23 protein-coding genes are annotated in these 24,750 nt (G+C 64.9%); 3 read left to right on the top strand and 20 right to left on the bottom strand.

Annotated features, from left to right (window positions below; translation table 11 throughout):
- Positions 1 to 219: 219 nt before the first annotated feature.
- Positions 220 to 987 (top strand): SDR family NAD(P)-dependent oxidoreductase, encoded by a 768-nt coding sequence (locus CCD76_RS09110; protein ID WP_087719209.1) that lies wholly within the window; start codon positions 220 to 222, stop codon positions 985 to 987.
- Positions 988 to 1,168: 181 nt separating this feature from the next.
- Positions 1,169 to 2,092 (top strand): DMT family transporter, encoded by a 924-nt coding sequence (locus CCD76_RS09105; protein ID WP_087719208.1) that lies wholly within the window; start codon positions 1,169 to 1,171, stop codon positions 2,090 to 2,092.
- A 61-nt stretch (positions 2,093 to 2,153) separates the two neighbouring features.
- Here CCD76_RS09105 and CCD76_RS09100 read toward each other — a convergent pair whose 3' ends face one another.
- The 11 genes from CCD76_RS09100 to nrdR form a co-directional block, all read right to left on the bottom strand.
- Entirely contained in the window at positions 2,154 to 2,771 is a 618-nt protein-coding gene (locus tag CCD76_RS09100) for a LysE family translocator (RefSeq protein WP_087719207.1), read from the bottom strand.
- A gap of 103 nt (positions 2,772 to 2,874) precedes the next feature.
- A complete protein-coding gene (locus tag CCD76_RS09095; RefSeq protein WP_087719206.1) occupies positions 2,875 to 3,090 on the bottom strand; it encodes a hypothetical protein in 216 nt (71 codons plus the stop codon).
- A 155-nt stretch (positions 3,091 to 3,245) separates the two neighbouring features.
- Positions 3,246 to 5,717, bottom strand: a complete 2,472-nt coding sequence (gene lon, locus CCD76_RS09090; RefSeq protein WP_087719205.1) for an endopeptidase La — start codon at positions 5,715 to 5,717, stop codon at positions 3,246 to 3,248.
- Between the two features lie 142 nt (positions 5,718 to 5,859).
- The gene (locus tag CCD76_RS09085; RefSeq protein WP_087719204.1) at positions 5,860 to 7,185 is read right to left on the bottom strand and encodes a DUF945 family protein; all 1,326 of its coding nucleotides are present in this window, start codon (positions 7,183 to 7,185) and stop codon (positions 5,860 to 5,862) included.
- Positions 7,186 to 7,426: 241 nt separating this feature from the next.
- Entirely contained in the window at positions 7,427 to 7,900 is a 474-nt protein-coding gene (locus CCD76_RS09080; RefSeq protein WP_071232544.1) for a phosphatidylglycerophosphatase A family protein, read from the bottom strand.
- The gene (gene thiL, locus CCD76_RS09075; protein WP_087719203.1) at positions 7,897 to 8,868 is read right to left on the bottom strand and encodes a thiamine-phosphate kinase; all 972 of its coding nucleotides are present in this window, start codon (positions 8,866 to 8,868) and stop codon (positions 7,897 to 7,899) included. The genes CCD76_RS09080 and thiL overlap by 4 nt, the downstream gene beginning before the upstream one ends.
- A 1-nt stretch (position 8,869) precedes the next feature.
- Entirely contained in the window at positions 8,870 to 9,370 is a 501-nt protein-coding gene (nusB, locus tag CCD76_RS09070; RefSeq protein WP_071232542.1) for a transcription antitermination factor NusB, read from the bottom strand.
- A complete protein-coding gene (ribH, locus tag CCD76_RS09065) occupies positions 9,367 to 9,849 on the bottom strand; it encodes a 6,7-dimethyl-8-ribityllumazine synthase (protein ID WP_087719202.1) in 483 nt (160 codons plus the stop codon). The genes nusB and ribH overlap by 4 nt, the downstream gene beginning before the upstream one ends.
- A 186-nt stretch (positions 9,850 to 10,035) precedes the next feature.
- On the bottom strand, positions 10,036 to 11,169 hold the full coding sequence (ribBA, locus tag CCD76_RS09060) for a bifunctional 3,4-dihydroxy-2-butanone-4-phosphate synthase/GTP cyclohydrolase II (protein ID WP_087719201.1): 1,134 nt from the start codon (positions 11,167 to 11,169) through the stop codon (positions 10,036 to 10,038).
- Between the two features lie 157 nt (positions 11,170 to 11,326).
- Positions 11,327 to 12,451, bottom strand: a complete 1,125-nt coding sequence (ribD, locus tag CCD76_RS09055; RefSeq protein WP_256961237.1) for a bifunctional diaminohydroxyphosphoribosylaminopyrimidine deaminase/5-amino-6-(5-phosphoribosylamino)uracil reductase RibD — start codon at positions 12,449 to 12,451, stop codon at positions 11,327 to 11,329.
- A 167-nt stretch (positions 12,452 to 12,618) separates the two neighbouring features.
- A complete protein-coding gene (nrdR, locus tag CCD76_RS09050; protein WP_087719199.1) occupies positions 12,619 to 13,107 on the bottom strand; it encodes a transcriptional regulator NrdR in 489 nt (162 codons plus the stop codon).
- A gap of 243 nt (positions 13,108 to 13,350) precedes the next feature.
- On the opposite strand from nrdR, the gene CCD76_RS09045 reads away from it, so the two are divergent.
- The gene (locus tag CCD76_RS09045) at positions 13,351 to 15,216 is read left to right on the top strand and encodes a sugar phosphorylase (protein WP_087719198.1); all 1,866 of its coding nucleotides are present in this window, start codon (positions 13,351 to 13,353) and stop codon (positions 15,214 to 15,216) included.
- A 111-nt stretch (positions 15,217 to 15,327) separates the two neighbouring features.
- Here the strand turns inward: CCD76_RS09045 and CCD76_RS09040 are convergent, their stop codons facing one another.
- From CCD76_RS09040 to CCD76_RS09000, 9 genes are all read right to left on the bottom strand, one after another.
- Positions 15,328 to 16,548, bottom strand: a complete 1,221-nt coding sequence (locus tag CCD76_RS09040) for a glycosyl transferase (RefSeq protein WP_071232538.1) — start codon at positions 16,546 to 16,548, stop codon at positions 15,328 to 15,330.
- A 63-nt stretch (positions 16,549 to 16,611) separates the two neighbouring features.
- Positions 16,612 to 17,481 carry an HAD-IIB family hydrolase gene (locus CCD76_RS09035; RefSeq protein ID WP_087719197.1) on the bottom strand — a complete coding sequence of 290 codons (870 nt, stop codon included), beginning with the start codon at positions 17,479 to 17,481 and terminating at the stop codon, positions 16,612 to 16,614.
- Between the two features lie 204 nt (positions 17,482 to 17,685).
- Complete coding sequence (locus CCD76_RS09030) at positions 17,686 to 18,708, bottom strand: 2-dehydro-3-deoxygalactonokinase (RefSeq protein WP_087719196.1); 1,023 nt, start codon at positions 18,706 to 18,708, stop codon at positions 17,686 to 17,688.
- Positions 18,705 to 19,391 (bottom strand): 2-dehydro-3-deoxy-6-phosphogalactonate aldolase, encoded by a 687-nt coding sequence (locus CCD76_RS09025; protein ID WP_087719195.1) that lies wholly within the window; start codon positions 19,389 to 19,391, stop codon positions 18,705 to 18,707. The genes CCD76_RS09030 and CCD76_RS09025 overlap by 4 nt, the downstream gene beginning before the upstream one ends.
- A gap of 66 nt (positions 19,392 to 19,457) precedes the next feature.
- Complete coding sequence (dgoD, locus tag CCD76_RS09020; protein ID WP_087719194.1) at positions 19,458 to 20,606, bottom strand: galactonate dehydratase; 1,149 nt, start codon at positions 20,604 to 20,606, stop codon at positions 19,458 to 19,460.
- Positions 20,607 to 20,772: 166 nt separating this feature from the next.
- Complete coding sequence (locus CCD76_RS09015) at positions 20,773 to 22,077, bottom strand: TRAP transporter large permease (protein WP_087719193.1); 1,305 nt, start codon at positions 22,075 to 22,077, stop codon at positions 20,773 to 20,775.
- On the bottom strand, positions 22,077 to 22,703 hold the full coding sequence (locus CCD76_RS09010; RefSeq protein WP_087719192.1) for a TRAP transporter small permease subunit: 627 nt from the start codon (positions 22,701 to 22,703) through the stop codon (positions 22,077 to 22,079). The genes CCD76_RS09015 and CCD76_RS09010 overlap by 1 nt, the downstream gene beginning before the upstream one ends.
- 76 nt (positions 22,704 to 22,779) lie before the next feature.
- A complete protein-coding gene (locus CCD76_RS09005; protein ID WP_087719191.1) occupies positions 22,780 to 23,799 on the bottom strand; it encodes a TRAP transporter substrate-binding protein in 1,020 nt (339 codons plus the stop codon).
- A 22-nt stretch (positions 23,800 to 23,821) separates the two neighbouring features.
- Entirely contained in the window at positions 23,822 to 24,601 is a 780-nt protein-coding gene (locus CCD76_RS09000) for a FadR/GntR family transcriptional regulator (protein ID WP_087719190.1), read from the bottom strand.
- Positions 24,602 to 24,750 lie beyond the last annotated feature (149 nt).

The raw sequence follows: 24,750 nt of genomic DNA, 5'->3' as shown, positions 1-24,750 counted from the left end.
AATCATCTGACTGTGTCGTCAATCACGGGGTTTTACACAAATCATTGAGCCTTGTCGCCAGACGACGACAGGTTTCCCGCGACTCGACCTGACAACTTTCGACACAGATGCGCTAAGCTCTGTCTGAAAACGCGAACCGACCCGACCGTCGGCCAGACATCATCTCTTTCTCTTCGCTCGGCGTCGGCGCTTCTCACCTATCCCGGATCAGGAGCCAGCATGAGTCACAATCCCCCCGTCGCTTTCATTACCGGTGCCACCTCAGGGTTCGGGCGTGCCTGCGCCCATCGCTTTGCCGAGGCGGGCTGGGCCCTGGTGCTGACCGGCCGCCGGCAGGAACGCCTGGAAGCGGTCAAGCAGCAGCTGGAAGACAAGGTCCCGGTTCATGTCGCCACGCTGGACGTTCGCGAGCGCGACGGCGTCGCCCAAGTGGTCGAGGAACTGCCGCCGGCGTTCAAGGCCGTCAAGGTGCTGGTGAACAACGCCGGGCTGGCCCTGGGTGCCGGCCCGGCCCAGGAAGCCGATCTGGAGGACTGGCAGACCGTCATCGACACCAACATCACCGGCCTGGTCAACGTGACGCGCACGCTGCTGCCGACGCTGATCGAGGTCGGCCGCGGCGCGGCCATCATCAACATCAGTTCCACCGCCGCGCTATGGCCCTATCCGGGCAGCCACGTCTACGGCGCGTCCAAGGCATTCGTCAACCAGTTCTCCTACAACCTGCGCTGCGACCTCAAAGGCACCGGCGTTCGCGTCACCGACATCGCGCCCGGGATGTCGGAAACCGAGTTCACGCTGGTACGGATGAAAGGCGACCAGAGCGCCCACGACAAGCTCTATGGCGGCGTGGAGCCGATCCAGCCGGAAGACGTCGCCGAACAGGTCTTTCTGGCCGCGACGCTGCCGCCGCACCTCAACATCAACCGGCTCGAGCTCATGCCCGTGTGCCAGTCGTGGGCCGGGCTCTCGGTAGATCGGGACTGACCGACGGCCGACGACAAGCCGGCAAGCCCCGACGTCGCTGGCAATATCCCGCCGGTCGGGGCACTCTCGAAGACGGGTCACGCCTGCTACCGGGCGCCATCTCCACAACCACAGTCATTTCCAGAACCACAGCCATCTCTACAATCACGGCTATCTTCATAATCACAACAATGAGATCGACATGTCTGACGTTTCTCCCGCCGCCGCGACGACCGAGCGCGAGCGGCCACCTCTGTGGTTGACCGCCGCCCCCGGCCTGTTTCTGCTGTTGTGGTCGCTGGGGTTCCCGGTCGCGAAGATCGGCACCCAGCACGTGGACCCGTTGCTGTTTCTGGGTTTGCGATTCGTGCTCGTGCTGGCGATCATGCTGCCGATCTGGCTGTGGCTGCGCCCGCCGATGCCGACCCGGCCGAGCGCCTGGGGCCATCAGGCCGTGGTCGGGTTCCTGATCCAGACCGTCTACTTCGGTTGCTGCTACAGTGCCTTCGCTCTCGGCAGCTCCGCCGGCGTCGTGGCGCTGGTCGTCTCGCTACAGCCGATCCTGGTCGCCCTCGCCGCGCCGGCAATGGTGGGAGAAACCATCGGCACGCGGCGCTGGCTCGGCTTCGGGCTGGGTTTCGTCGGCGCCGTGGTGGTGATTCTCGGTCGTTCGACGGTGGAAGGCGTCACGCTCAGCGGCCTGCTGCTGACCATCGCCGCCCTGCTCGGGATGAGCGGCGCGACACTCTACGAGAAGCGCTACGGCCAGCCGCTGCACCCGGTCAGCGCCAACCTGATCCAATACGCCACCGGGCTGGTCACGACACTGCCGCTGATCCTGCTGTTCGGCCACTTCACGCTCGACTGGGATGGCGCGCTCGTCGGGTCGCTGGCCTACCTGGTCATCGGCAATTCCCTGATCGCCATCTCGCTGCTGCTGGCGATGATCCGGCGGGGCGAAGCTTCGCGGGTATCGGCACTCTTCTATCTGGTGCCGCCCTGCGCCGCGCTGTTCTCCTGGTGGCTGATCGACGAGCCCATGCCACCGATCTCGTGGCTTGGCATGGCCATCGCCGCCGCCGGCGTCGCCCTGGTCAGCCGCAAGCCCCGCAACCGGCAAGCGTGATTCCGGCGACGGCGACCATTCGGCGCCTGACGATCAGCTCCCGGTTATCCACTCCTGGCATTCAACTCTTGGCGATCAGCAGCGCCCCGGCGCCGATCATCAGCGACCCGGCACCCCGATTGAGGCGCCGCTGGGCGCGGGAGGAACGAAAGATCCGCCGTGCCCGTGCCGCGCCGGCCGCGACCAGGCAGAGCCCGCCCATCAGGCCAACGACGGTCAGCGCTACCAATAGCGTCAGCGAAGAACCACCGAGCCGATCCAGATCGACGAAGGTCGGCAGGAACGCGATGTAGAACAGGATCACCTTGGGATTGGATGCGGAGATCAGAAAGCCCTGCATCATGCCGGCAAGCGACCCGCCGCTGGCGCCGGTCGCTGGCATCTCGTCATCCTGCGTCGGGCTCGTCCACAGCTTCCAGCCGAGATAGAACAGATAGAGCGCGCCCAGAACCCGGATCACGCCGAAGACTTCTCCCCAATGCTCGGCGAGGGTCGCCAGGCCGAAGGTGGCGAGCAGCAGGTAGAGCACGTCACTCAGCGTCATGCCCACCGCCAGCGAGAGGCAGCGGCGGAAGCCGGCATTCATACCGGTGGCGATCAGGGCGAACACGCCCGGGCCGGGCGTGATGGCGAACAGGAAGATCGCCAGAAGATAGGTAACGGCACTTTCGAATGTCATGAGGGTTCACGGGTCCGAGGTCGACGAGCGTCGATTGTCCACCTCGAAAAAGCGGCAGCGCAAGTGCGCTGCCGCTCGGGGTCGTTTTCGCGAACCGGAAGGCTCAGCAGTTGCCCTTCTTGGCCTGACCCGGCGGGCAGAAGTCACCGTCGCCGTGACCATGGCCGTGATCGCCATCGCCATCGCCGATGACGACCGGCGGTTCCGGATCGATCCGCGCCGGGTGATAGCTGCAAGCGCTCAGCAACACCATCGCCAGCAGCCCCCAGATCGCCGCGATCCTGTAGCACGACCGCTGTTTCTTCTCGTTCTGGGACACACCTTGCTCCTTGTTTTCATGCAGGTCGATGCCATGCCGACCGTCACGCCGGCCTCGTCGATCAGCGTAACACGAAGCCAGCCTCCGGCCGTTGTCTCCGCCGAGCTCCAACTCAACAACGTTTGGCCGACGCGCAGCAGATTGTAAACAGGCTCTCAGCGGCCGAACACGACCTTGGCCACATCCGGATAGACCTTGGCGAAGTGCACGGTCATCCCTGTCTTGAGATAGTCGGGCAGCTCGTCGTAGTCGCGCTTGTTGGCCTCCGGCAGGATCAGCTCGAAGATATCGCTGCGGCGCGCGGCGATCACCTTCTCGCGAATACCGCCCACCGGCAGCACCTGGCCGGTCAGCGTCAGCTCGCCGGTCATCGCCAGCGGCCGATCGATACTCTGGTTCCGGGCAAGCGACATCAGCGCCGTGGTCATGGTGACGCCCGCCGAGGGGCCGTCCTTCGGCGTCGCCCCCTCCGGCACGTGGAGATGGACGAAAGCCTCGTTGAAGAAGTCCGCATCGGCCCCGTACTCGCCCAGATGACCCAGCGTGTAGCTGTAGGCAATATTGGCGGACTCCTGCATCACCTCGCCCAGCTTGCCGGTGAGCTTGAAGCCGCGGGTCAATGCGTGGACCTTGGTCGCCTCGATGGGCAAGGTGGCGCCGCCCATCGCCGTCCAGGCCAGGCCGGTGACCACGCCCACGCCCTTGAGCACCTTCTCCTTGCGGAACAGTGGCGCGCCGAGGAACTCCTCCAGGTTGTTGACCGAGACCTTGACCGTCTCCTGATTCTGCTCGAGCATCTTGACCGCCGCCTTGCGCACGATCCGGTGGAGCTGCTTCTCCAGCTGGCGCACGCCGGCTTCCCGGGCATAGCCTTCGATCACCTGCCTGAGCGCAGCGTCGGTCAGGTTGATGCGCTTCTTGGGAATGCGGTCGCGCTCCAGCAGCTTCGGCCACAGGTGATGCTTGGCGATCGCCATCTTCTCTTCGGCGATATAGCCCGAAAGCCGGATCTGCTCCATGCGGTCGAGCAGCGGCCCGGGAATGGTATCGAGCTGGTTGGCCGTACACACGAACAGCACCTTGGAGAGATCCAGGCGCACGTCGAGATAATGATCGAGAAAGTCGACGTTCTGCTCCGGGTCCAGCACCTCGAGCAGCGCCGAGGCGGGATCACCCTGGAACGACTGCCCCATCTTGTCGATCTCGTCGAGCATGATCACCGGGTTCTCGACCTCGACCTCCTTGAGCGCCTGCACCAGCTTGCCGGGCATGGCACCGATGTAGGTGCGGCGGTGGCCCTTGATCTCGGCCTCGTCGCGCATGCCGCCCACCGAGAAGCGGTAGAACTTGCGCCCCAGGGCATCGGCGATCGAACGTCCGACGGAAGTCTTGCCCACGCCGGGCGGGCCGACCAGCAGCACGATGGAGCCGCCGACATCGCCCTTGAACGACCCTTCGGCCAGGAACTCGATGATGCGCTCCTTGACGTCGGTGAGGCCGTCGTGGTCACGGTCCAGCACGCCGCGGGCGCGCTTGAGATCGAGCTGGTCCTCCGAGGTGATGCCCCAGGGCAGCGAAGTGAGCCAGTCGAGATAGTTGCGCGTGGTGCCGTACTCCGGCGAGCCGGTTTCCAGCACCGACAGTTTGCCCAGCTCGTCGTCGATACGCTCCTGAACCCGCTCCGGCACCTGCAGGTTCTCGAGCCGATCACGGAAGGTATCGACATCGCTCTCGCGATCGTCCTTGGAGATGCCCAGCTCTTTCTGGATCACCTTGAGCTGCTCGCGCAGGAAGAACTCGCGCTGGCGCTCCTGCATCTGCGAGTTGACCTGCTCGCTGATCTGGTTCTGCAGCTGCGCGACCTCGATCTCCTTGCGCAGCAGCGGCAGTACCTTCTGCATGCGATCCATGATCGGCAGCGTCTCGAGCACGCTCTGCAGCTCGCGACCCTTGGCCGAGGTAATGGCGGCGGCGAAATCGGTCAGCGGGCCTGGCTCGTGGGGGCTGAAGCGGTTGAGGTAGCTCTTCAGTTCCTCGCCGTAGAGCGGGTTGATCGGCAGCAGCTCCTTGATGCCATTGATCAGCGACATCGCATAGGCACGGGCTTCCTCGGCCTCGGCATCGACCGGCTCGCGCGGATAGGAGACCTCGACCAGATACGGCGGGGTCTTCGACAGCCAGCGCTGGATGCGGAAGCGGCGCATGCCCTGGGCGATGAACTGGATCTGCTGCTCTTCGTTCTGGGCGCGGTGAACCTTCACCGCCGTACCGATCTCAGGGAAGCTGCCCGGGTTGAGTTCCTCGACCCCGACATCACCGACGAATGCCACCCCCACCATGTGGTGCGGCGTGTTGGCGACCCGTTTCATGGTCTCTTCCCAGCGCTGGCGCTGAATGATCAGCGGCTGCACCTGGGCCGGGAAGAACGGACGATTGTGAATGGGGAGAAGGTAAATCCGCTCCGGCAGGTAATCACCGGAGGGAACGACGGCGCCGCTGGCCGAGTGGGACGACGTGTGATCGTGGCCGGACGAATCCTGGCTGGTCTCGGATGAGTTCTGACTGGTCTCGGATAAGTTCTGAATAGTCTCGAAAGTGTCCGTGGAATCCCGATTATGATCGCTCATTATTCACCCTGAGTCTGTGGCCAGTCCTGGCCGAATGACCTAGGGATGCGGGCGCCGGGACGGGAGTTCAAGTCGACGAGGGGAGATTGGCTCAGAAAACCGTGCCAGGCGCGAGAGCCTGGCACGGCCGGACCTTCGGATATCAGCCCGGATCGACCAGCAGCGGCACCAGCGGTATCTGCTGGCCATTGATGTCGAGCACGCCATCCGTCAGTTCGAGCTGCAGAGGGTCGCTGGTCAACGGCAGGCCCAGGAACATCATCAATAGCGCCGGCGCACCCTCCAGGGTCAGCCGCCCTTCCAGCCGCCGAACGACTTCGCGCTGAAGCGTATCGGCCGCCATCGTATCGAGATTCCAGCCTTCGATGCCCGCGCCGTCGACGCCGAGCTCGCCACTGCCGCGCATCTTCATGCCCAGCACCGCACTATTGGCGGTCAGGCTATCCAGCGAAAGATGCGGCGAACCTGCCAGCAGCGCCTGGATCGACGATCGAAGCGGCTGCAGCGCCGTCTGGAGCCTGGCGTCGTCCTCGCTATCGATGGCGGCCTGAATGTCGGCCAGATGCTCGTCCAGCGCTGCCACCAGCGACCGATAGGCGTCCCCATCGACATGATCCAGCGTCAGCGCGACGCCACCGTCGAAGATCGACTGGTCCTGCACCCGGGTGTCGCCCACGTTCGCTTGCAGCTGCATCACCAGTTGCTCGGCGCCGAGATTGGCTTCCACGGCGTAGCGGACATCCTTGGAGACCACGCTCGGGCTGTCAGCGGGCGTGACCGTGGTCGTCGGAACGGTCAGCGACATCGCCTGGTGGAAGGCCTGGTCGTTGCCCTCGAACGTGCCGGACAGCGTGCTCCCTTCGATCAGGATATCGGTCTGGTCATCGGCCATTCGCAGCCGCGGCGCGTCTCCCTGAACGGTGACCTTGCCGTCGACCTGCTCGAGATCGAGCGTCAGCCCGGCGAAATCCAGCTGCATGTCTCGGGCCGCGGTGATCTCTCCAGCCGCGTCCTGCGTCGGCACGCTGACGGTCTGCGAGAAGCCCGGCAGCGTGAAGTGCGCTTCCAGCTTCTGCTCGCGGGTCAGGAAACGTCCGGTCCAGGTCATCGGGCCAGGGCTTGCGAGCACATCGCCGAACAGCGTCTCGCCGTCACTGCCCCGCACCTGCGCTTCACCGTTCAGCGTCGTCTCGAGCAGGCCGTGCCCCGCCTGATACGGCACCTCGACGACGACCGGGTCGGCATTCTGGGCCACCGCCATGTAACGCGCTTCGATGCGGCCGCTGGAATGAAACCAGCCGCTGTCGACATCATCGCGCGTGACCCGCCAATCGGGGCCGGCATCCAGTCGCGAGACCAGCTTTGCGATCTCGTCGTCGAAACGCTGGCTCGAATAAGCCTGGGCTCCCAGATAGCCGCCCCCGACCAACACGATCACGACCGCTCCCGCGATCATCCATTTACGCATGCGTTACTCCTGAGAGCCTGTTCACAATCTGCTGCGCGTCGGCCAAACGTTGTTAAAAACGACTTCGGAATACTCATTTACGTCTATGTAAACTCCGTGTCCTCAGTCGTTTTCGCCTAGTTTGATCCTAGCTCGCACGATCGTGAACGGGCTCCTGACAGTAAAAGTAGGAGGCTGACGGATCCACGGTTATCGCCGCTCGTGGCTCGTGGCTCGTGGCTCGTGGCTCGTGGCTCGTGGCTCAATGCAGCCAGAACCACAGATGCATCGTGCTCCAGGCGTACACCCCGGCGAGGATATCGTCGAACATGATGCCGATGCCCCCGGCGACCCGGCGGTCGACCCAGCGAATCGGCCAGGGCTTGAGGATGTCGAAGACGCGGAATACCACGAAGCCCCACAGCGCGGCCTCCCAGGAGAACGGCACTGCCGCCATGGTCAGCCAGTAGCCGACGAATTCATCCCAGACGATACCGGAATGGTCGTGGACGCCGAGATCACGGGAGGTCGTCTCGCAGAGCCAGATGCCGACCAGCGTCGCCACGCCCAGCAGTCCCATGTAGATCGTCAGCGGCAGCCCCGACAGCAGCCAGTAGAACGGGATCGCGGCCAGGGTACCGAAGGTCCCCGGCGCGAACGGCACGGCACCACTGCCCAGCCCGAATGCCAGGAAATGCGTCGGCCGACGCCATACACTCGTGGGCGCCCGGTTCATGAGGTGGTCTCCGGAAAGTGGTCCCACCCGCTGCGCTCGAGGTAACGCGGAGGAATGCCCTGAATGCCTTCGCCCTCGATGATCCGCCCGATCGGCGTCAGCGGCAGATGTAGCGGAGCCAGGCGGCGCTGGGCTTCGGCAAGATCCGACTCCGCCAGCGTCACCAGCAGTTCATAGTCGTCACCGCCGTTGAGTACCCGCCCCCGGATCTCGTCCAGTTCGAGCGTCGCGCGCAGCGGTGTCGCCAGCGGCAACGACTCGAGATCGAGACGCGCCCCCACGCCGGAGGCCACGAGCACGTGCTGCAGATCCGCCAGCAGGCCATCGGAAACATCGATCGCGCTACTGGCCAGCCCTCTCAGCGCTTCTCCCGCCGCCAGGCGCGGTTCGGGGCGAAGATAGGCCTCGAGCAGCGGATGCCCCGCCTCGCGTTCGCCCTGCTGCCAGCGCGTCAGCCCCGTGATCGCCCGCCCCGGATAGCCGGTTACCGCGACCAGATCCCCCGCCCGCGCCCCGCTGCGTCGTAACGCCTGGCCGGCCGGCAGCTCGCCATGCACCGTCACCCCGATCGTCAGCGCGCCGCGGGTCACGTCGCCGCCGACCAGCTCGCAGCCGCTGCGGGCGGCCAGTTCACGGAAGCCCTCGGCGAACGCCTCGAGCCACTCGGGGTCGGCCGCCGGCAGCGTCAGCGCCATGCAGCACCAGCGCGCCCTGGCCCCCATCGCCGCGAGATCGCTCAAGGCGACGGCCAGCGCACGGTGGCCAATGGCCGCCGGCGGCGCGTCATGGGGGAAATGGACATCGACGACGGACGTATCGACGCTGATCGCGAGCTGATGCCCCGAGGTGGGCGCAAGCACCGCACAGTCGTCGCCGTTGCCGACGACGACATCGCTCCGCTCGGCCGCCGCCGGGCGCGACAGATAGCGAGCGATCAGCTCGAATTCGCTCAACGAAGCGCGAGTCATGTCAACGACGGCGAGCAGCGACCTCGGCACCCCGCAGCCGCGAGGCGAGCTTGTCGAGGATGCCGTTGACGTATTTGTGACCATCGGTCGCGCCGAATATCTTGGCCAGCTCGACCCCCTCGTTGATGACGGCACGATAGGGTACTTCGGGCCGGCGCGACAATTCGTAGGTCCCGAGACGCAGGATCGCCAGCTCGATGCGATCCAGGTCTTCCAGGCGCCGGTCGAGCAGCGGCGCAATGGTGGCGTCCAGCTCGGCGCGATGGTTGGCCGTGTTGTGCAGCAGATCATGGAACAGCGCCTTGTCGGCGATCTCCATCACCTTGTGCCAGTTTTCGTGATCCTCGAGATCGTCATCGGCGATCTGCGAGCGGAACTCGGCCTCGACGGCAGTGACCGACTTGCCGGTCATCTGCCACTGGTAGAGCCCCTGGACCGCCAGTTCGCGGGCGGCGCGACGCGACTCCTGAGCCGGCGTCGGCTGTCGTGACGGTGAACTCATGCCTCGCCTCCCAGTCGCTTGAATAGAGATACCATTTCCATGGCCGCCATGGCCGCCTCGGTGCCCTTGTTGCCCGCCTTGGTGCCGGCGCGCTCGATGGCCTGATCGATCGAATTGACCGTCAGCACCCCGTTGGCGATGGGGGTCGCGAACTCCAGCTGCAGGCTGCTCAGCGAGGAATTGCAGTTGCCCGCCACGTATTCGAAGTGCGGCGTACCGCCACGAATGACCGCACCCAGCGCGACGACCGCGTCGGGTCGGGACACCTGCAGCACGCGCTTGACCGCCAACGGCAGTTCCCAGGCGCCGGGGACATGAATCAGCTCGATGTTCTCCTCGCTGACGCCGTGGCGCATCAGGCTATCGATGGCGCCTTCCACGAGGCTATCGACGACGTGATGATTGAAACGGCCCACGACGATGGCATAACGGCCATCGACATCGGTGAACTGACCTTCCAGTTGAGCGATCGGTTGCATTATCGGGTTCCGGATACACTGCGCCAGAGTCGTCACGAATACGAATCTGGACGCGAAAAAAACAGTCTGATTGGCCGCGCCAGAGCCTGGCGCTCGGCGCGCGAAGCCGGCCATCTTACCATGGCCGCGCGGCCATACCACGCTCGCGACGGTTCCGGCTCGCGGCAGCTGGGGTTCGAATCCCGCTCAGGCGTCGCCGCTGACCAGCTCGACCACTTCCAGATCGAAACCGGAGAGGGCCGAGAAACGCCACGGCGAACTCAACAGACGCATCTTGCCGACGCCGAGCTGGCGCAGGATCTGCGCCCCGGTGCCGATCGACAGAAAATTCCCCGATCCGTCGGCGGCACTGGAACGCGGCGCCGGGCGATGCCCCAGCAGCACATCGAGCTGCTGCCTGAAATCCCCCTGGGGGCGCGCCTCGTCGAGCAACACGAAGACGCCCGCCTCCGCCCGACCGATCTCGGCCAGCGCGGTGTGAGCCGTCCAGTGGCTGTCCGCACGACACAGCGCGAGCAGGTCACGCAGCGTGTCGCCGCCGTGCACGCGCACCGTCGTCGGCGTGGCGTGTTCGGGCTCGCCCTTCACCAGCGCCAGATGGTGCCGATCCTGAATGGTGTCGTGGAAGACATGCAGGGTCATGTCGCCGAACGCGGTCTGCACCGGCGTCTGCTCGACCGCCTCGACGGTACGCTCGTTGAGCATGCGATAGTGGATCAAATCGGCGATGGTACCGATCTTGATGTCATGCTCGGCGGCGAAGCGTTCGAGCTCCGGCCGGCGCGCCATACTGCCGTCCTCGTTCATGATCTCGCAGATCACGCCGGTGGCCTCGAAGCCGGCCATGGCGGCCAGGTCGCAGGCCGCCTCGGTGTGACCGGCGCGACGCAGGACGCCACCCGGCTCCGCCATCAGCGGGAAGATATGACCGGGCTGGACGATATCCTCCGGCCGCGCGCCCCGCGCCGCCGCGGCACGCACGGTGAGCGCACGATCCGCCGCGGAGATTCCCGTGGTGACGCCGGTGGCCGCCTCGATCGAGACGGTGAACTTGGTGCCGTAGCCGGAGCCGTTGTCGCTGACCATCAGCGGCAGCTTCAGCTGCTGGCAGCGCGCCTTCGACATCGGCTGGCAGATCAGGCCGCGAGCGTGACGCGCCATGAAATTGATATGGTCGGCCTCGACGCACTCGGCCGCCATGATGATGTCGCCTTCGTTCTCGCGGTCCTCGTCATCCATGAGGATGACCATCCTGCCTTGCCGAATCTCTTCGACCAGGACCTCGATACTGGCCAGCTGGTTCGATTGCGTTGTCGTCATTGCTGATTCATCCACGGAAACCGCCATCTGCTGAAACCACCGTCCAACGAGGCCAGAGAGGCTCGATGCGGCACAGCCTACCTGTCGCGAGACACGGACGCTACTGTCGGATGACGGCGACACGTCCCTGCCCTTTCACTGTGCGCGGCCTGCCCGCTCACCTCACCCCGCCTTGATCGGACGCCCTGACAGGTCGTGCCGAAATATGCCAATCCTCGCCCACCGCGCGGATGTCGTCGATCTCCAGCCGCCGCTGCTGGCTCATCGACATCAGCCCCGGCAGGGCGAAGAGCGGCCGCGCCTCGCTGCCCAGCAGCGTCGGCGCCATGAACAGTTCGAGCCGGTCGACGCAGTCCGCCTCCAGCAAGGCTCCGGCCAGGGTGGCGCCGGTTTCGACGAGCACCTCGTTGCATGCTTCCCGCGTGGCCAGATAGCGCAGCACGCCCGCGAACTCGACGCGCCCCTCGGCATTGGCCGGCATCAAGACCACCTCGGCGCCGGCCGCTTCGAGCTTGCGCCGTCGCTCGGTCATCTCCGGCTGGATCGTGAAGACCAGCGTCCGCCCCGGCTCGCTCAGGCAGGCCGCCGCCAGCGGCAGCCGCAGCTGGCTATCGAGAATCACCCGCAACGGCTGGCGCCGCGCAATCGCCTCGGCATCATCCAGCCCCAGTTGCCCGGCACGCACCGTCAGCCGGGAGTCGTCGAAGATGATCGACTCCACCCCGGACAGCACCGCGCTGGACGCGGCGCGCAGACGCTGCACCTGCTGCCGCGCGGCCGGCCCGGTGATCCACTGGGATTCGCCGTTGGCCATTGCCGTGCGGCCGTCGAGGCTCATCGCCATCTTCAGCGTGACCCGCGGCAGCCCGTCACGCATGCGGCGAATGAAGCCGGGGTTGAGTCGTCGCGCGTCCTCCTCGAGCAGCCCGACCTCGACCTCGATGCCCGCTTCGCGCAGCATCGCGAAGCCTCGCCCGGAGACCTGCGGGTTGGGATCCTCCATCGCCGCGACCACCTTCGCCACGCCAGCATCGATCAACGCCTGGCTGCAAGGGCCGGTGCGCCCGGTATGCGAGCAGGGCTCGAGGGTGACGTACGCCGTCGCGCCACGGGCCACCTCGCCGGCCATGCGCAGCGCGTTGACCTCGGCATGCGCCTCGCCGGCGCGCGCGTGAAACCCTTCCCCGACGATGCGGCCCTCCTTGACCAGCACGCAGCCGACTCGCGGATTGGGATCACAGGTATATTGTCCGTGCCAGGCAAGCTGAATCGCCCGCGCCATCCAGGCCGCCGGCGTCGTAGGCTCGGCGCGGGAGGCGTCCGGGGACAGGGACAGAGGCTCGGAACGGGACAGAGGTTCGGAATGGGACAGAGATTCGGAATGGGAAAAGGACATGGCGGCTCGCTCGAAAAGACGGGGAGTCTGACAACGACAACAAGGGCGCCGGCTCAGCGAGGGTCGCCGTTGTCCTCCGAAGACACTGTCGGCTCCTGGGAAAGCCGATCGATCTCGGCACGAAACTCGTCGAGATCCTGAAAACGGCGATAGACCGAGGCAAAACGAATGTAGGCCACATGATCGAGACGCTGTAGGGCTTCCATCACCTCTTCCCCCACGGCACGCGCTTCGACTTCTCGATCGCCGCGTGCCCGCAGCCGCTGGCGAATTCGCTCGACAGCCGCCTCGAAGGACTCCACGCTGACCGGACGCTTCTCCAGTGCCAGCGCCATGCCGGCACGCATCTTCTGCTCGTCGAAGCTTTCCCGGGAGCCGTCGGACTTGACCACCCGCGGCATCACCAGTTCGGCGGTCTCGTAGGTCGTGAAGCGCTCCCCGCAACCGGCACACTGACGGCGACGACGCACTTGATCGCCCTCGGCCACCAGGCGGGAGTCGGTCACCTTGGTATCGTGCGCACCACAAAAAGGGCAATGCATCGTCGGGTCTACCTGTCAGCGTGGGCGATTTGGGAATCGCCGCTATTGTTAAGTGAACGAGAAAAAGCGATTAAATGAAGCAGAGAGTGTAACGGTTTGGGCAACATAGCGGAAACGCGCCGAAAAACGGCAGCGGTTTTCATGTTGGCCCGTCTTCTGCAAGGATATCGTGACAGTCCGCCACAACAACACCTTGATACGCATGTTGCGTACGCCAACCGCTGAAATCAGGAACCCCGCCCCATGCCCAGCCGTGCCGCGAACTACCCCGCGCTTTCCGAAGAAGCTTTCATCGAACGTGCCAACGCGCGCCTGGAAGAGGTATACGGCCCCCGTCGCGACGAAATCATGCGCCGCCTGATGACGTTGCTGATGCACCAGCGCAGTGCACTGGATACGCTGCCAAGGCCGACATGGAGCGAGCGCGACCAGATTCTGATCACTTACGGCGATACCATCATCGACGGCGAGCGGCCGCCGCTGGAAGTGCTGGACGACTTTCTCGCCACGCGCCTCAACGGCACGTTCAGCGGCCTGCACATCCTGCCGTTCTTTCCCTGGAGCAGCGACGACGGCTTCTCGGTGATCCACTATCGCGAAGTGAACCCCAGCCTCGGCGACTGGCAGGATATCCGTCGGCTGGCGTCTCGGGTCGATCTGATGGTCGATCTGGTCATCAACCATGTCTCCCGCGACTCGCTGTGGTTCACCGACTATCTCTCCGGCACGCAGCCGGGGCGCGACTACTTCATCGAGATGGACCCGGAAACGGATCTCTCCATGGTCACGCGGCCGCGCAACTCGCCGCTGCTGGTGCCGGTCTCGACGCGACGCGGCACCCGCTACCTATGGGCGACCTTCTCCGAGGACCAGATCGACCTCAACTTCGCCAACCCGGACGTGCTGCTCGAGTTCGTCGGCATCCTGCTCTATTACGTCCAGCAGGGCGCGCGCATCATCCGTCTCGACGCGGTCACGTACCTGTGGAAGCAGGTCGGCACCAACTGCGTCCACCTGCCCCAGACCCACGCCATCGTGCGGCTGCTGCGGGCGATTCTGGATTTCATGGCGCCGGGCACGCTGCTGATCACCGAGACCAACGTGCCGCACCACGAAAACATGAGCTACTTTGGTCTTGAAAGGCTGGGTCTCGAACGGCCGGGTCCCGAACGGCCGGGTCTCGAACGACAGGGCCTCGAACGACAGGGCCTCGAACGACAGGGCCCCGACCGCCTCGAAGACAAGCGCCCGATGCCCGACGAAGCGCACATGATCTACCAGTTCACGCTGCCGCCCCTGCTCGTGCATACCCTGACCAGCGGCGACGCCACGACCCTGAGCGACTGGGCGCGGAGCCTGCCGACGCTGCCGCCGGGCTGCACCTACTTCAACTTCACCGCCAGCCACGACGGCATCGGGGTCAGAGCGCTCGAGGGGCTGCTGCCGCAGCACGAGCTGGATATCATGCTCGAGCTAATGCACCGCTTCGGCGGTTACGTCAGCATGAAGACCAACCCGGACGGCAGCGACTCGCCCTACGAGATCAACATCACCTACTACGACGCCATGAAGGGCACCCGCCGAGGCGCCGATGCCTGGCAGGTCGAGCGCTTCCTGTGCAGCCAGAACCTGATGCTGGCGCTGCAGGGCATTCCCGGCGTCTACTTCCACAGCCTGACCGCGACGCTCAACGACCACGGCGGCGTCGAGCGCAGCGGCAAGCTGCGTTCGATCAATCGCCGCCGCTGGCCCAAGGAAGAGCTGGACGAACTCATCGACAGCCGCAGCACGCCGACCCGCGAGGCGTTCACCTCGCTCAAGCGCCGGCTCAACATCCGCGCCAACGAGCCCTGTTTTCACCCCGAAGCTGCCCAGCGCGTGCTCGACACCCCGCCCGGCATCTTCGCCATCGAGCGCGGCCCGCTGCCCAACGGTCGGCGTCTGCTGGCGATCTACAACATCAGCGATACCCGCCAGCCGCTGGAGATCGGCGAACTCGACGAAGGGGACTGGTACGACGTGCTCAAGGACGGCAAGCGCTGGAGCCCGCATCCGGAAGAACGCGACATCCTGCGCCCCTACCGTAGCCTGTGGCTGGTGCAGCCCTGACGCGCATCGGGGCGCGGTCGTGAAGGAAACGGCAACGGCCCCGACGCGGGCGATGAATCGAAACGATTGCACCGCCCGCATCGGCTGCCGTCCGGTCGGCGGGAGCGGCGTCTACACATCGCCGCTGTTATCCAGCTCCACCGCCTCATAGAGACGATCCTGCAGGTCGGGAATGGCGGCCTGCACCCGGTTCCAGCTGGGGATGAACGGCTTGTCGCGGGGTGATTCGAAGAACGCGGCGCCGGCCTGCATGATGTTGTCGGCGAACAGCTCCACCGCCGCCTCCTCGCTGTGGCGGTCGAGCTTGAGCCCGTTCATCGCCGCATCGTGATCGTAGGCTTCGATCAGATCCAGCGCCACGCGATAGTAGGTCGCCTTGACGGTACGGAAGCTCTCGACGCTCATCTCCACGCCAAGCGTCGCCAGCTTGCGATACATTGCCTTGGCGATATCCATGCTCATGCGGTTCAGACCACCCGACGGATCGTCTTCCGATACCGGCTGATGCTTGTGGTCGTAGGCATCGGCGATATCGACCTGACACAGCCGCTTGGTCGAGAAGTTGCGGTGCACCTCGGAAAGCACGCCGATCTCCAGCCCCCAGTCGCTGGGAATGCGAATGCCATCGAGCACGTCGGCCCGCATCGAGAACTCACCGGAGATCGGATAACGGAAGCTGTCGAGATAGTCCAGGTAAGGCAGCGGCCCGTAGATCATCTTGAACGCCCGGATCAGCGGCGTGACCATCAGCCGCGCCACACGACCGTTGAGCTTGCCGGAGGCGATCCGTGAGTAGTAGCCCTTGCAGAACTCGTAGTGGAATCGCGGGTTCGCCACCGGATAGATCAGCCGCGCCAGCAGGCCGCGATCATAGGTGACGATATCGCAGTCATGCAGCGCCACCGCCTCGGTCTTGCCGGAAGCGCGCACGTAACCGGAGCAATACCACACATTGCAGCCCTTGCCCGGCTCCAGCGGCGCCAGGTTTTCCCCGGCCAGCTCCTGCTGCAGCGCCTGGAGACGCGGGCCATCGTTCCACAGGATGCGGTGATGCTGCGGCAGGCGCGAGAAGAACTCGCGTGCCTTCAAGAACTGCTCGCGATCGGCGCGATCCAGCCCGATGACGATCTCGCTGAGATAAGGCACCTTGCACAGCTCGTCGACGATATGCGAAAGCGCCGGCCCTTCCAGCTCCGAATACAGCGACGGCAGGATCAACCCCATCGGCCGGCTGCGCGAGAACTGCTTGAGATCGGTTTCCAGTGCCTCCACCGAGCGGCGGGTGAGGTTGTGGAAATTGGTAACGATACCGTTCTGATAGAAATCACTCATGAGACACCCTCATCCTGTTGTCGGCTGGCGTCAGTCCTTGACGCCGGTTATCGGGATTATCCATCAATCGTCGGGATCGTTGTCGGCCCACCCCAGCTCCCGGGTTAGCCAATGAGAGACACCTTCCGACCAGCCCGTTGGCCCCTGGGCCTTGGTCCGATAGATCTGCGAGCCTTCCAGCGGCATCGGTTGGCCGTGACTGGCGGCGATGACGACCGCCATGTCGGTGGCTGCCAGCAGCGCCAGATCGTTGGGGCCATCCCCCAGACCGATCGTCCGCGGGCGATAGCCGCGCAACGCCTCGAAGCGCGCCACCAGCCAGTCCGACGCCTGCCCCTTGTCGACCGCGCCCATCACGTGCCAGAAGCGCCCGCCGCGGGTCAGGCGCAGGCCGTCGACACGCAGTGTCTCGTGCAATGCCTGCAGTTTGGCGTCGTCGTCTTCCCACACCAGCGGCTCGCTGCCTTCTCGCGTCATCGCCTGTTCGGCGCCGGCGGCGCTGAGCCCGGTCAGCGCCTGCACCTCGGCCAGATCCATCTCGCCCATGCGCCGAAAATTCAGGCCGTGGCGTTCACGGACCACGTCCAGGCGCCGTCGGATATAGTCGACGTCCATGCTCGGCGTCTTGACCACCAGGCCATCCGGCGAGGCAGGATCGCGATCCAGCCGCGCGTGCTGCCAGGAAGGCGGGAGCCCGATGACGGCACCGTTCTCGGCGATGAAAGGCGTATGTTCGAGCCCCAGCTCCTGGCGTAGCGCCAACAGTTCGGCGCGCGTCTTGCTGGTGGTGGGAATGACCGGAATCGCCTGCTGCTCCAGGCGCGAGAGCCAGGCCGAGGCCGGCTGCCAGTCGTAGGTGTCGTGATCCAGCAGCGACCCATCGAGATCGGTAAACACCAGCAGGGGCGGTTTGTTCAGGGCCGGCTGTGTCATGGCATCACCCGCATCGCTTCACCTCGTCATGTCGTACGCGATCGGCTGCTTGTCAGCAGACGTATAGGTGAAGGTAGCACGGATCATGCCAAACACGACGGCCCGGGATATTCGTGAATATCCCGGGCCGTCGTCATCGCTTTCGTGGTGCCGGAACGCGCAGCTATGCACCATCGCGGTGCGCTGTCGCGTACGGGCGCGCCGTTATCGTCCGGCGTGGCGTGCAGCCACTGCCATGACCCCGGCCAGCGTGGCCCGGTCGCTGTCGACTGCCTCGACACGGATGCCGGCCGCTTCCAGCGCGAGGGTATAGCTCTCGCGCAGCGAATCGGCGCCGACCAGCCGCACGGTATCGAGCCCCGGGCGAGCCTGTCGCATGGCGTGTACCTCTTCCCCGATCAGCACGCCGGAGAGGAAGCTGCCCACCTGCCCCGCTTCGAGCCCGGCATAGAGATGCCGGCTGCGCGCCTCGAACAGCGCATGCATCACGCCGCCGGGACAACCCGCCCGGGAAACGCCCAGCCGGAACGCCGACTCGTCGAACGGCGCCTCGTCGCGGGCCGGCTCCCCCGGCAAGGTATGGAAGCGCACGGCATGGTAGAGCTCGCCGGTCATCACCGTGGTGAACTCGGTCATCCGGCCGCCGTCGAGCCGCGCCCACTTGCTGTGGGTGCCCGGCAGGCAGCAGTCCCCGCTGTCGATACCCGCAAGCGCCAGCGCGCCGAACGCCTGGACCTCTTCGCCGCGCATCACGTCGACGTGCTCTGGCGTCACCTGCTTGACGCCCGGCACGATCCAGACATTATCGAGCCCGGGCGCGGCGACCACGTTGTCCGCCAGGTCGGCGGCCGTGGCCGGCAGTTCCAGTTGCGGCGCCTCGAACCAGCCCCGCGCCGAGCCCACCATCCCGGCCAGATAGATCGGGACTGTTTCAGCGCCCGAAGCCGCGCCCTCAGCGCCCGAAGCCGCGCCCTCAGCGCCCGAAGCCGCACCTTCAGCGCCCGAAGCCGCACCTTCAGCGCCCGAAGCCGCGCCGCCGCCCTGCCGCCAGTCGTCGGTCTGCGAGGCGCAGTAATGCGGAAACTCGCTCTGGCTCAGCGCGCGCAGGCCGGAGGCCGAACGCCGGCTGTCCAGCACCTCGCCGCTGGCCGTATCGACCAGAAACGCCCGGAAATTGCTGGTGCCCCAGTCGATGACGATCAGACGATCAGGGATCTCGCCGCTCATGCATCGGCCTCGCGTTCCTGCTGCTCGGCATAGTGGGCAACCTCGCTCAGCCGCTGCCACTCTTCGACCAGTTCAGCCGCAATCCGTCCCACCTCGTCGGCGCTGCGCCCCGGCTTGTAGAGATTGCTGCCGAAGCCGAAGCCGGCCACGCCATGGGCATGCCACTCGCTCATGTTGCTCTTGTCGATACCGCCGACCGCCAGCACCGGCAAGCCCTTGGGCAGGATCGCGTTGATGGACTTGAAATAGCCCGTCCCCAGATCCGCCGCCGGGAACAGCTTGAGCGCCGTCGCCCCCGCCTTCGCCGCCGCCAGCGCCTCGCTCGGCGTCATGCAGCCGATCATCGGCGCCAGGCCGTGCTCGACGCCGGCCCGGATCACCTCCGGGTCGGTGTTGGGCGTGATCAGCAGCGGCGCCTCGAGCGATGCCAGCCGCTCGGCATGAACCGGATCCAGCACCGTGCCGGCGCCGATCACCACGTCGTCCGGGCAGCGCTTGGCCACGGCAGCGATGCTGTCCCACGCCCGCGGCGAATTGAGCGGAATCTCGATCAGCTTGAAGCCCGACGCCACCAGCGCATCGAACACCGCATCGATCTCCTCCGGCGTGATCCCGCGCAGGATGGCCACCAGCGGCCGCTCGCGCAGCGCCGTTTCGAGTGCAAACTTACGCGTCTCGTTCATTTCTCTCTCCTCGTTTCGGCCGGTCTAAAGTCGCGTGATCGAGCGCAGCTCGCAGAGCGCCAGAAATTACCACTCTGCTATCGAACCATCCTCATGCGTCCACACCGGATTCCTCCAGCGATGGCCGACCTTGGAACGCTCCTCGACGAAGGCCTCGTCGATCTCGACGCCCAGCCCCGGCCCCTGCGGGATCGAGCAGTAACCGTCCTCGATCGCCAGGGCATTCTTGTCCACCAGGTAATCGAGCACGTCGTTGTCCCGATTGTAGTGGATGCCCATGCTCTGCTCCTGGATGAAGGCGTTGTGATTGACCGCATCCACGTGCAGCGAGGCGGCCAGGGTCAACGGCCCCAGCGGGCAGTGCGGCGCCAGCGCCACGTCGAAGCAGGAGGCCAGCGTGGCGATCTTCATCCCTTCGCTGATCCCGCCGCAGTGAGAAAGATCGGGCTGGACGATGTCCACCATGCCCTCGACGAGCAGGTCGCGGAACTGGTAGCGGGTGTGCAGCCGCTCCCCCGTGGCGATGGGATACCCCAGGCCGCCGGCGATATGCTTGAGACTCGGCAGGTGTTCCGGCAGCACCGGCTCTTCAACGAACATCGGATGATACGGCTCCAGCTCGCGCAGCAATGCCTTGGCCATGGGCCGATGCACGCGGCCGTGGAAATCGATGCCGATGCCCACGTCCGGCCCTACCGCATCACGTGCCTCGGCGACACGGGCCACGGCTTCGTCCACCTTGGCGTGGGAATCGACGATCGCCATCTCGGCGGTGCCGTTCATCTTGAAGGCGGTGAAGCCCTTGTCGACCAGCGCCTTGGCGCCGGCGCCGACATCGCTCGGCTTGTCGCCGCCCGTCCAGGCGTACATGCGCATCTTGTCGCGACAGGCGCCACCCAGCAGCTGGTGGACCGGCACACCCAGATCGCGCCCCTTGAGATCCCACAGCGCCTGGTCGATGCCGGCGATGGCGCTCATCAGAATCGGGCCGCCACGGTAGAAACCGGCGCGGTACATAATGTTCCACAGATGCTCGATGCGGCGCGGATCCTGTCCGATCAGATAATCGGACAGCTCATGCACCGCCGCCTCAACGGTAGCGGCACGCCCCTCGACCACGGGCTCGCCCCAGCCGTAACAGCCCTCGTCGGTCTCGATCTTGAGAAACAGCCAGCGCGGCGGCACCTGCCAGGTCTTGAGTTGCGTAATTTTCATGGGTCACCCTGTCTATCCAATCGGCGCGACAATGCGCCGACTCATGAATCCTTCGACTCATACGAGTTCGAAACGTTGACACGCTCGGCGTTGCCCCGAGCGTACTCCCGATCCGCCAGCGTCGCGAGCGTAGCCCGGCCACTGGCCGGGCTCATTCGGCGACGTCTCACACCAGCCACAGCGCCAGATCCGGCCATGCCAGCAGCAGCGCCAGCACGCAGAGCTGAATGGCGATGAACGGCAGCAGGGAAACGAAGATATCCTTCAGGCTGATCGAGGGTGGCGCCACACCCTTGAGGTAGAACGCAGCCGGCCCGAACGGTGGCGTCAGGAACGACACCTGCATGTTCACCGCGAACAGAATGCCGAACCAAATCGGGTCGTAGCCAAGCTGCGTCACGATCGGCACGAAGATCGGCAGCGTCAGCATCGCGACGCCTATCCAGTCGAGGAACATCCCCAGCACCAGCAGGATCAGCATCATCACCAGCATGATCACGATCGGCGCGACATCCAGCCCCATGATCATCTGCGAGATGAAGCGATTGCCGCCCATCAGGTTGTAGACCCCCACCAGCGCAGCAGCCCCGATGCCGATCCAGATGATCATGCCGCAGGTGCTCAGGGTCTGGTTCAGGCTGGCATGCAGCGTCTTGATCGAGAACTCGCCACGCAGGATGATCGCCACGAACACGCCGAAGACCCCCATGGCCGCCGCTTCGGTGACCGAGGCGACACCGCCGTAGATCGTGCCCAGCACCAGAAACGCGATCAGTCCGGGCACCAGGATCGCCTTGAGCGCCTGCCCTTTGGTCTTGATCTCGTTGTTCTCCCGCTCCTCCGCGGTCAGCGGCGGTCCCAGCTTCGGGTTCTTCAGGCACCGCAGCAGCACGTAGAGAATGTAGCTGCCCATCAGCACCAGCGCCGGGGTGATGGCTGCAGTGAACAGATCCGCGATCGACTGGCTGGCGATCAGGCCGTAGATGATCAGCACGATCGACGGCGGCATCATCGTGCCCAGCGAGCCGCCGGCACAGACCACACCGATGGAAAGATGCTTGTCGTAGCCCAGGCGCAGCATCTGCGGCAGCGCCAGAATCCCCAGCAGCACGATCTCGCCGCCGATGATCCCCGACAGCGCCGCGAGGAAGAACGCCACGACCACGGTCTGGATCGCCACGCCGCCAGGCAGACGCCCGGCAAAGACCCGCATGGCATTGAACAGATCCCTGGCGATGCCGGATCGATCCAACAGCGACGCCATCAGCACGAACATGGGCACCGCGACCAGCGAATACTCGGTGATGAAGCTGTAGACACGACTGGTGACCAGCGGCAGCGCCATCGGCCCGAACCAGCCGAACGTGAAGCCGAGCGCCACCAGGCCGGTGACGAACGCCAGCGGCAGACCGGTGATCAGGAGCGCAAAGATGGCCCCGACCAGCAGCCAGGTTCCCGTTGCGATATCCATCAGACGTTCTCCCCGCGGTCATGATTCGCCGCCGGGCGTCGCCCGGTCACGCTCTGGTAGAGATGCCACAGCGCCTGCAGCGTCATCAGCACCAGCGCCGCCAGAATCACCGTCTTCACCAGTGCCGGGAACGGCGGGTTCCACGAGGTTCCCGAACGCTCCAGACGCCAGTCCCCCATGGGGCCATGGGTCGCCGTCCAGCTCATGGTGAAGGCGGCATAGCTCATGCCGAGGCAGAAGCCCAGCGTGACCAGATCATTGAAGACATCCAGGGCGCGCTTCAGGCGCGGGCCGGCGATGTCGTAGAGCACGCGAACGCGAATGTGGCGATTGCTCGCCATCGCGACGGGACCACCGACCGCAAAGGTCAGCGCCACCAGCATCACTACGGATTCATGCACCCAGGAGGTCGGCGAATCGAAGCCGTAACGCATGATCACCTCGAACACGCTGATCGCCATGGCGATGAAGACCAGCCAGGCGGCATAACGGCCGCCCCGACGCACCCAGCGGTCCAGCGGCGTACGGATCTCGTCGTTGCCTTCCTCTTCCAGCGCCTGTTTCTGCGCTTCCTCCGACGACGCCGGCATTGCGGCCTCGTCTCCCTTGCGGGTCGGTTGTGTCATCGTGGGTTCCCTCGAATTCCAACCGAACATCGCCGCCCCGGACGGACCGGAGCGGCGATGTCGGCCACAGGCGTCGTTACATCAGGTTGTTGTCTTGCAGGTAGCCCACGACCGAGTCGTAGAATTCCTGGGTGATGTCGTTGCGGCCGGCCCAGTCCTTCCACTCTTCCTGAGCGATGTGACGGAACTTGGCACGCTCTTCGTTGGACATGTCGACGAGGTGGATATTGGGATCCTTGCGCGCTTCGCTCACGGCCTCGAGATCCAGCGTCTTCAGCTTGGCGACCATTTCGTAGGCCATCTGATCGACCGAGACTTCCAGAATCGACTTGAGATCGTCCGGCAGGCCATCCCAGATCTGCTTGTTGAGCGAAACGGCGACCATCGGCAGCGAGTGGAAGCCCGGATAGTTGGGATAGTTGGCGAACTCGTACAGGCCCTGGGCGTAGTTGGTCGCGAATACCGTGTAGTCCGCCGCGTCGATTACCCCTTTTTCCAGCGAGGTATACACTTCGGAGCCCGGCAGGTTGACCGGCGTCGCCCCCGCCTTCTCGAAGATGTTGTAGACCATGCCTTCCGGCGCGCGCACCTTGAGGCCCTTCAGGTCTTCGACCTTCTCGATCGGACGCGAGCTCGGGAAGGACTCCAGCCCGGTCGCCGCGGCACCGATCAGGTGAACGCCATAGGGCTCGACCAGTTCGTTGTAGATCTGCTCGCCGCCGTGATACTTCATGTAGTCGAGGAACTGGTACGGATCGCTCCAGGCACCAACCAGGTTGCCGATCATGCCGAAGGCCGGATCCTGGCCCGAGAAGTAGCTGGGATCGGTCAGGTGCCCCTGCAGAATGCCGGAACTCACCGCCTGCAAAGTCTGGTTGGCCTGCACCACGGCATTGACCGGCAGGATCTCGATGGCGATACGCCCGTTCGACATCTTCTCGACGTTCTCGGCCCACTCCTTCTTGATCTCGAACTGCGGCTCGCCGGCGGTCTCGGACGTCTGAAAGGTCCATTCATAGTCGGCAGCCTGGGCATTGAGCGCGAACGCGCCAAGCGCAGCGATGGCCAACCCTTGAAGTGGCATGCGTAAAGTCATTGTGAGTCTCCAGTAGCGTTTGTTATCGCTCGAATGTCGTTGGGGACAGCGTGATCGAAGGCGATCGTTGCAAGATGTCCTCCATTCCCAGATCCCGGCCGGTACGTTCCAGCACCGAGAGCGCCGCCTGCTCGGCGGCTTCCGGCTGACGCAGGCGAATCGCCTCCATCATCCGGAAATGGCGCGCCATGCTGTCGTTGAGTTCATCGGCACTGTGATTGGAGCGCTCGACGATCAGGGCGATGGCGGGTCTGAGCACATGACTGATCTGTGCCCAGATGAGGTTGTGGGAGGCCGCGAAGATCGCTTCGTGGAAGGCCACGTCGTAGTCGTCGTGGCTCTGGCCCTGCCAGCGCAGATCGGCCTGTTCGAGGGCACGGATCATGCCTTCGTAGGCGGTCTCGATAGCGAGCAGGTCCGCAGCCGAGGCATGGGTCGCCGCCAGCGCCGCCACGAAAGGCTCGACGGCCACGCGAAAGGCGAAGACTTCCCGCTGCAGCCGCGGGTTGGGCTGGGCGTAGCGCGCCATCCAGGCGCTGACCTGAGGATCGAGCAGATGCCAAGCCGAAAGCTCGCGCACCCGTGTGCCCTGCCCGGAAACCCGCACCAGCAAGCCGACGTTGACCAGCTTCTGCAGGGCGCTGCGCACGGTGCTTCGGCTGACACCGAAGCGCTCGCAGAGATCGATCTCCCGCGGGATCGTCTCGCCGATCGCGTAATGGCCGCTGAAAACGGCCTCGGCGAGGGCTTCGGCGATGTCCGGTCGCTGACTACGACTCGTGGCGGCCGTGGCATGACTCATGGGATCCCGCGCTTCCTTGTAGGACTAGGTACAGGTTATGTCCGACATAGGATCAACCAAACGCCGTCGACTTGCCTTTAGACTTTGGTCGGCAAACAAGCCGCCAAACAAAAAGGATAGTAACTATTCAGGTCACGCTGCCTGATCCA

Origin of the sequence: Salinicola salarius (assembly GCF_002179555.1) — a bacterium.
GTDB lineage: Bacteria > Pseudomonadota > Gammaproteobacteria > Pseudomonadales > Halomonadaceae > Salinicola > Salinicola salarius_A.
The sequence above is the reverse complement of the archived record's forward strand: the minus strand, read 5'-3'. Positions and strand labels throughout refer to the sequence as shown.

Coding starts and splice junctions, on each gene's coding strand:
- CCD76_RS09030 (WP_087719196.1), bottom strand. CDS start 18,708: ATGAGCGGCGAGATCCCTGATCGTCTGATCGTCATCGACTGGGGCACC.
- ribD (WP_256961237.1), bottom strand. CDS start 12,451: ATGGCGCGGGCGATTCAGCTTGCCTGGCACGGACAATATACCTGTGAT.
- CCD76_RS09100 (WP_087719207.1), bottom strand. CDS start 2,771: ATGACATTCGAAAGTGCCGTTACCTATCTTCTGGCGATCTTCCTGTTC.
- CCD76_RS09045 (WP_087719198.1), top strand. CDS start 13,351: ATGCCCAGCCGTGCCGCGAACTACCCCGCGCTTTCCGAAGAAGCTTTC.
- CCD76_RS09085 (WP_087719204.1), bottom strand. CDS start 7,185: ATGCGTAAATGGATGATCGCGGGAGCGGTCGTGATCGTGTTGGTCGGG.
- ribBA (WP_087719201.1), bottom strand. CDS start 11,169: ATGACGACAACGCAATCGAACCAGCTGGCCAGTATCGAGGTCCTGGTC.
- CCD76_RS09000 (WP_087719190.1), bottom strand. CDS start 24,601: ATGAGTCATGCCACGGCCGCCACGAGTCGTAGTCAGCGACCGGACATC.
- nusB (WP_071232542.1), bottom strand. CDS start 9,370: ATGAGTTCACCGTCACGACAGCCGACGCCGGCTCAGGAGTCGCGTCGC.
- CCD76_RS09110 (WP_087719209.1), top strand. CDS start 220: ATGAGTCACAATCCCCCCGTCGCTTTCATTACCGGTGCCACCTCAGGG.
- CCD76_RS09005 (WP_087719191.1), bottom strand. CDS start 23,799: ATGACTTTACGCATGCCACTTCAAGGGTTGGCCATCGCTGCGCTTGGC.
- CCD76_RS09015 (WP_087719193.1), bottom strand. CDS start 22,077: ATGGATATCGCAACGGGAACCTGGCTGCTGGTCGGGGCCATCTTTGCG.
- thiL (WP_087719203.1), bottom strand. CDS start 8,868: ATGACTCGCGCTTCGTTGAGCGAATTCGAGCTGATCGCTCGCTATCTG.
- lon (WP_087719205.1), bottom strand. CDS start 5,717: ATGAGCGATCATAATCGGGATTCCACGGACACTTTCGAGACTATTCAG.
- CCD76_RS09080 (WP_071232544.1), bottom strand. CDS start 7,900: ATGAACCGGGCGCCCACGAGTGTATGGCGTCGGCCGACGCATTTCCTG.
- dgoD (WP_087719194.1), bottom strand. CDS start 20,606: ATGAAAATTACGCAACTCAAGACCTGGCAGGTGCCGCCGCGCTGGCTG.
- ribH (WP_087719202.1), bottom strand. CDS start 9,849: ATGCAACCGATCGCTCAACTGGAAGGTCAGTTCACCGATGTCGATGGC.
- CCD76_RS09035 (WP_087719197.1), bottom strand. CDS start 17,481: ATGACACAGCCGGCCCTGAACAAACCGCCCCTGCTGGTGTTTACCGAT.
- nrdR (WP_087719199.1), bottom strand. CDS start 13,107: ATGCATTGCCCTTTTTGTGGTGCGCACGATACCAAGGTGACCGACTCC.
- CCD76_RS09040 (WP_071232538.1), bottom strand. CDS start 16,548: ATGAGTGATTTCTATCAGAACGGTATCGTTACCAATTTCCACAACCTC.
- CCD76_RS09010 (WP_087719192.1), bottom strand. CDS start 22,703: ATGACACAACCGACCCGCAAGGGAGACGAGGCCGCAATGCCGGCGTCG.
- CCD76_RS09025 (WP_087719195.1), bottom strand. CDS start 19,391: ATGAACGAGACGCGTAAGTTTGCACTCGAAACGGCGCTGCGCGAGCGG.
- CCD76_RS09105 (WP_087719208.1), top strand. CDS start 1,169: ATGTCTGACGTTTCTCCCGCCGCCGCGACGACCGAGCGCGAGCGGCCA.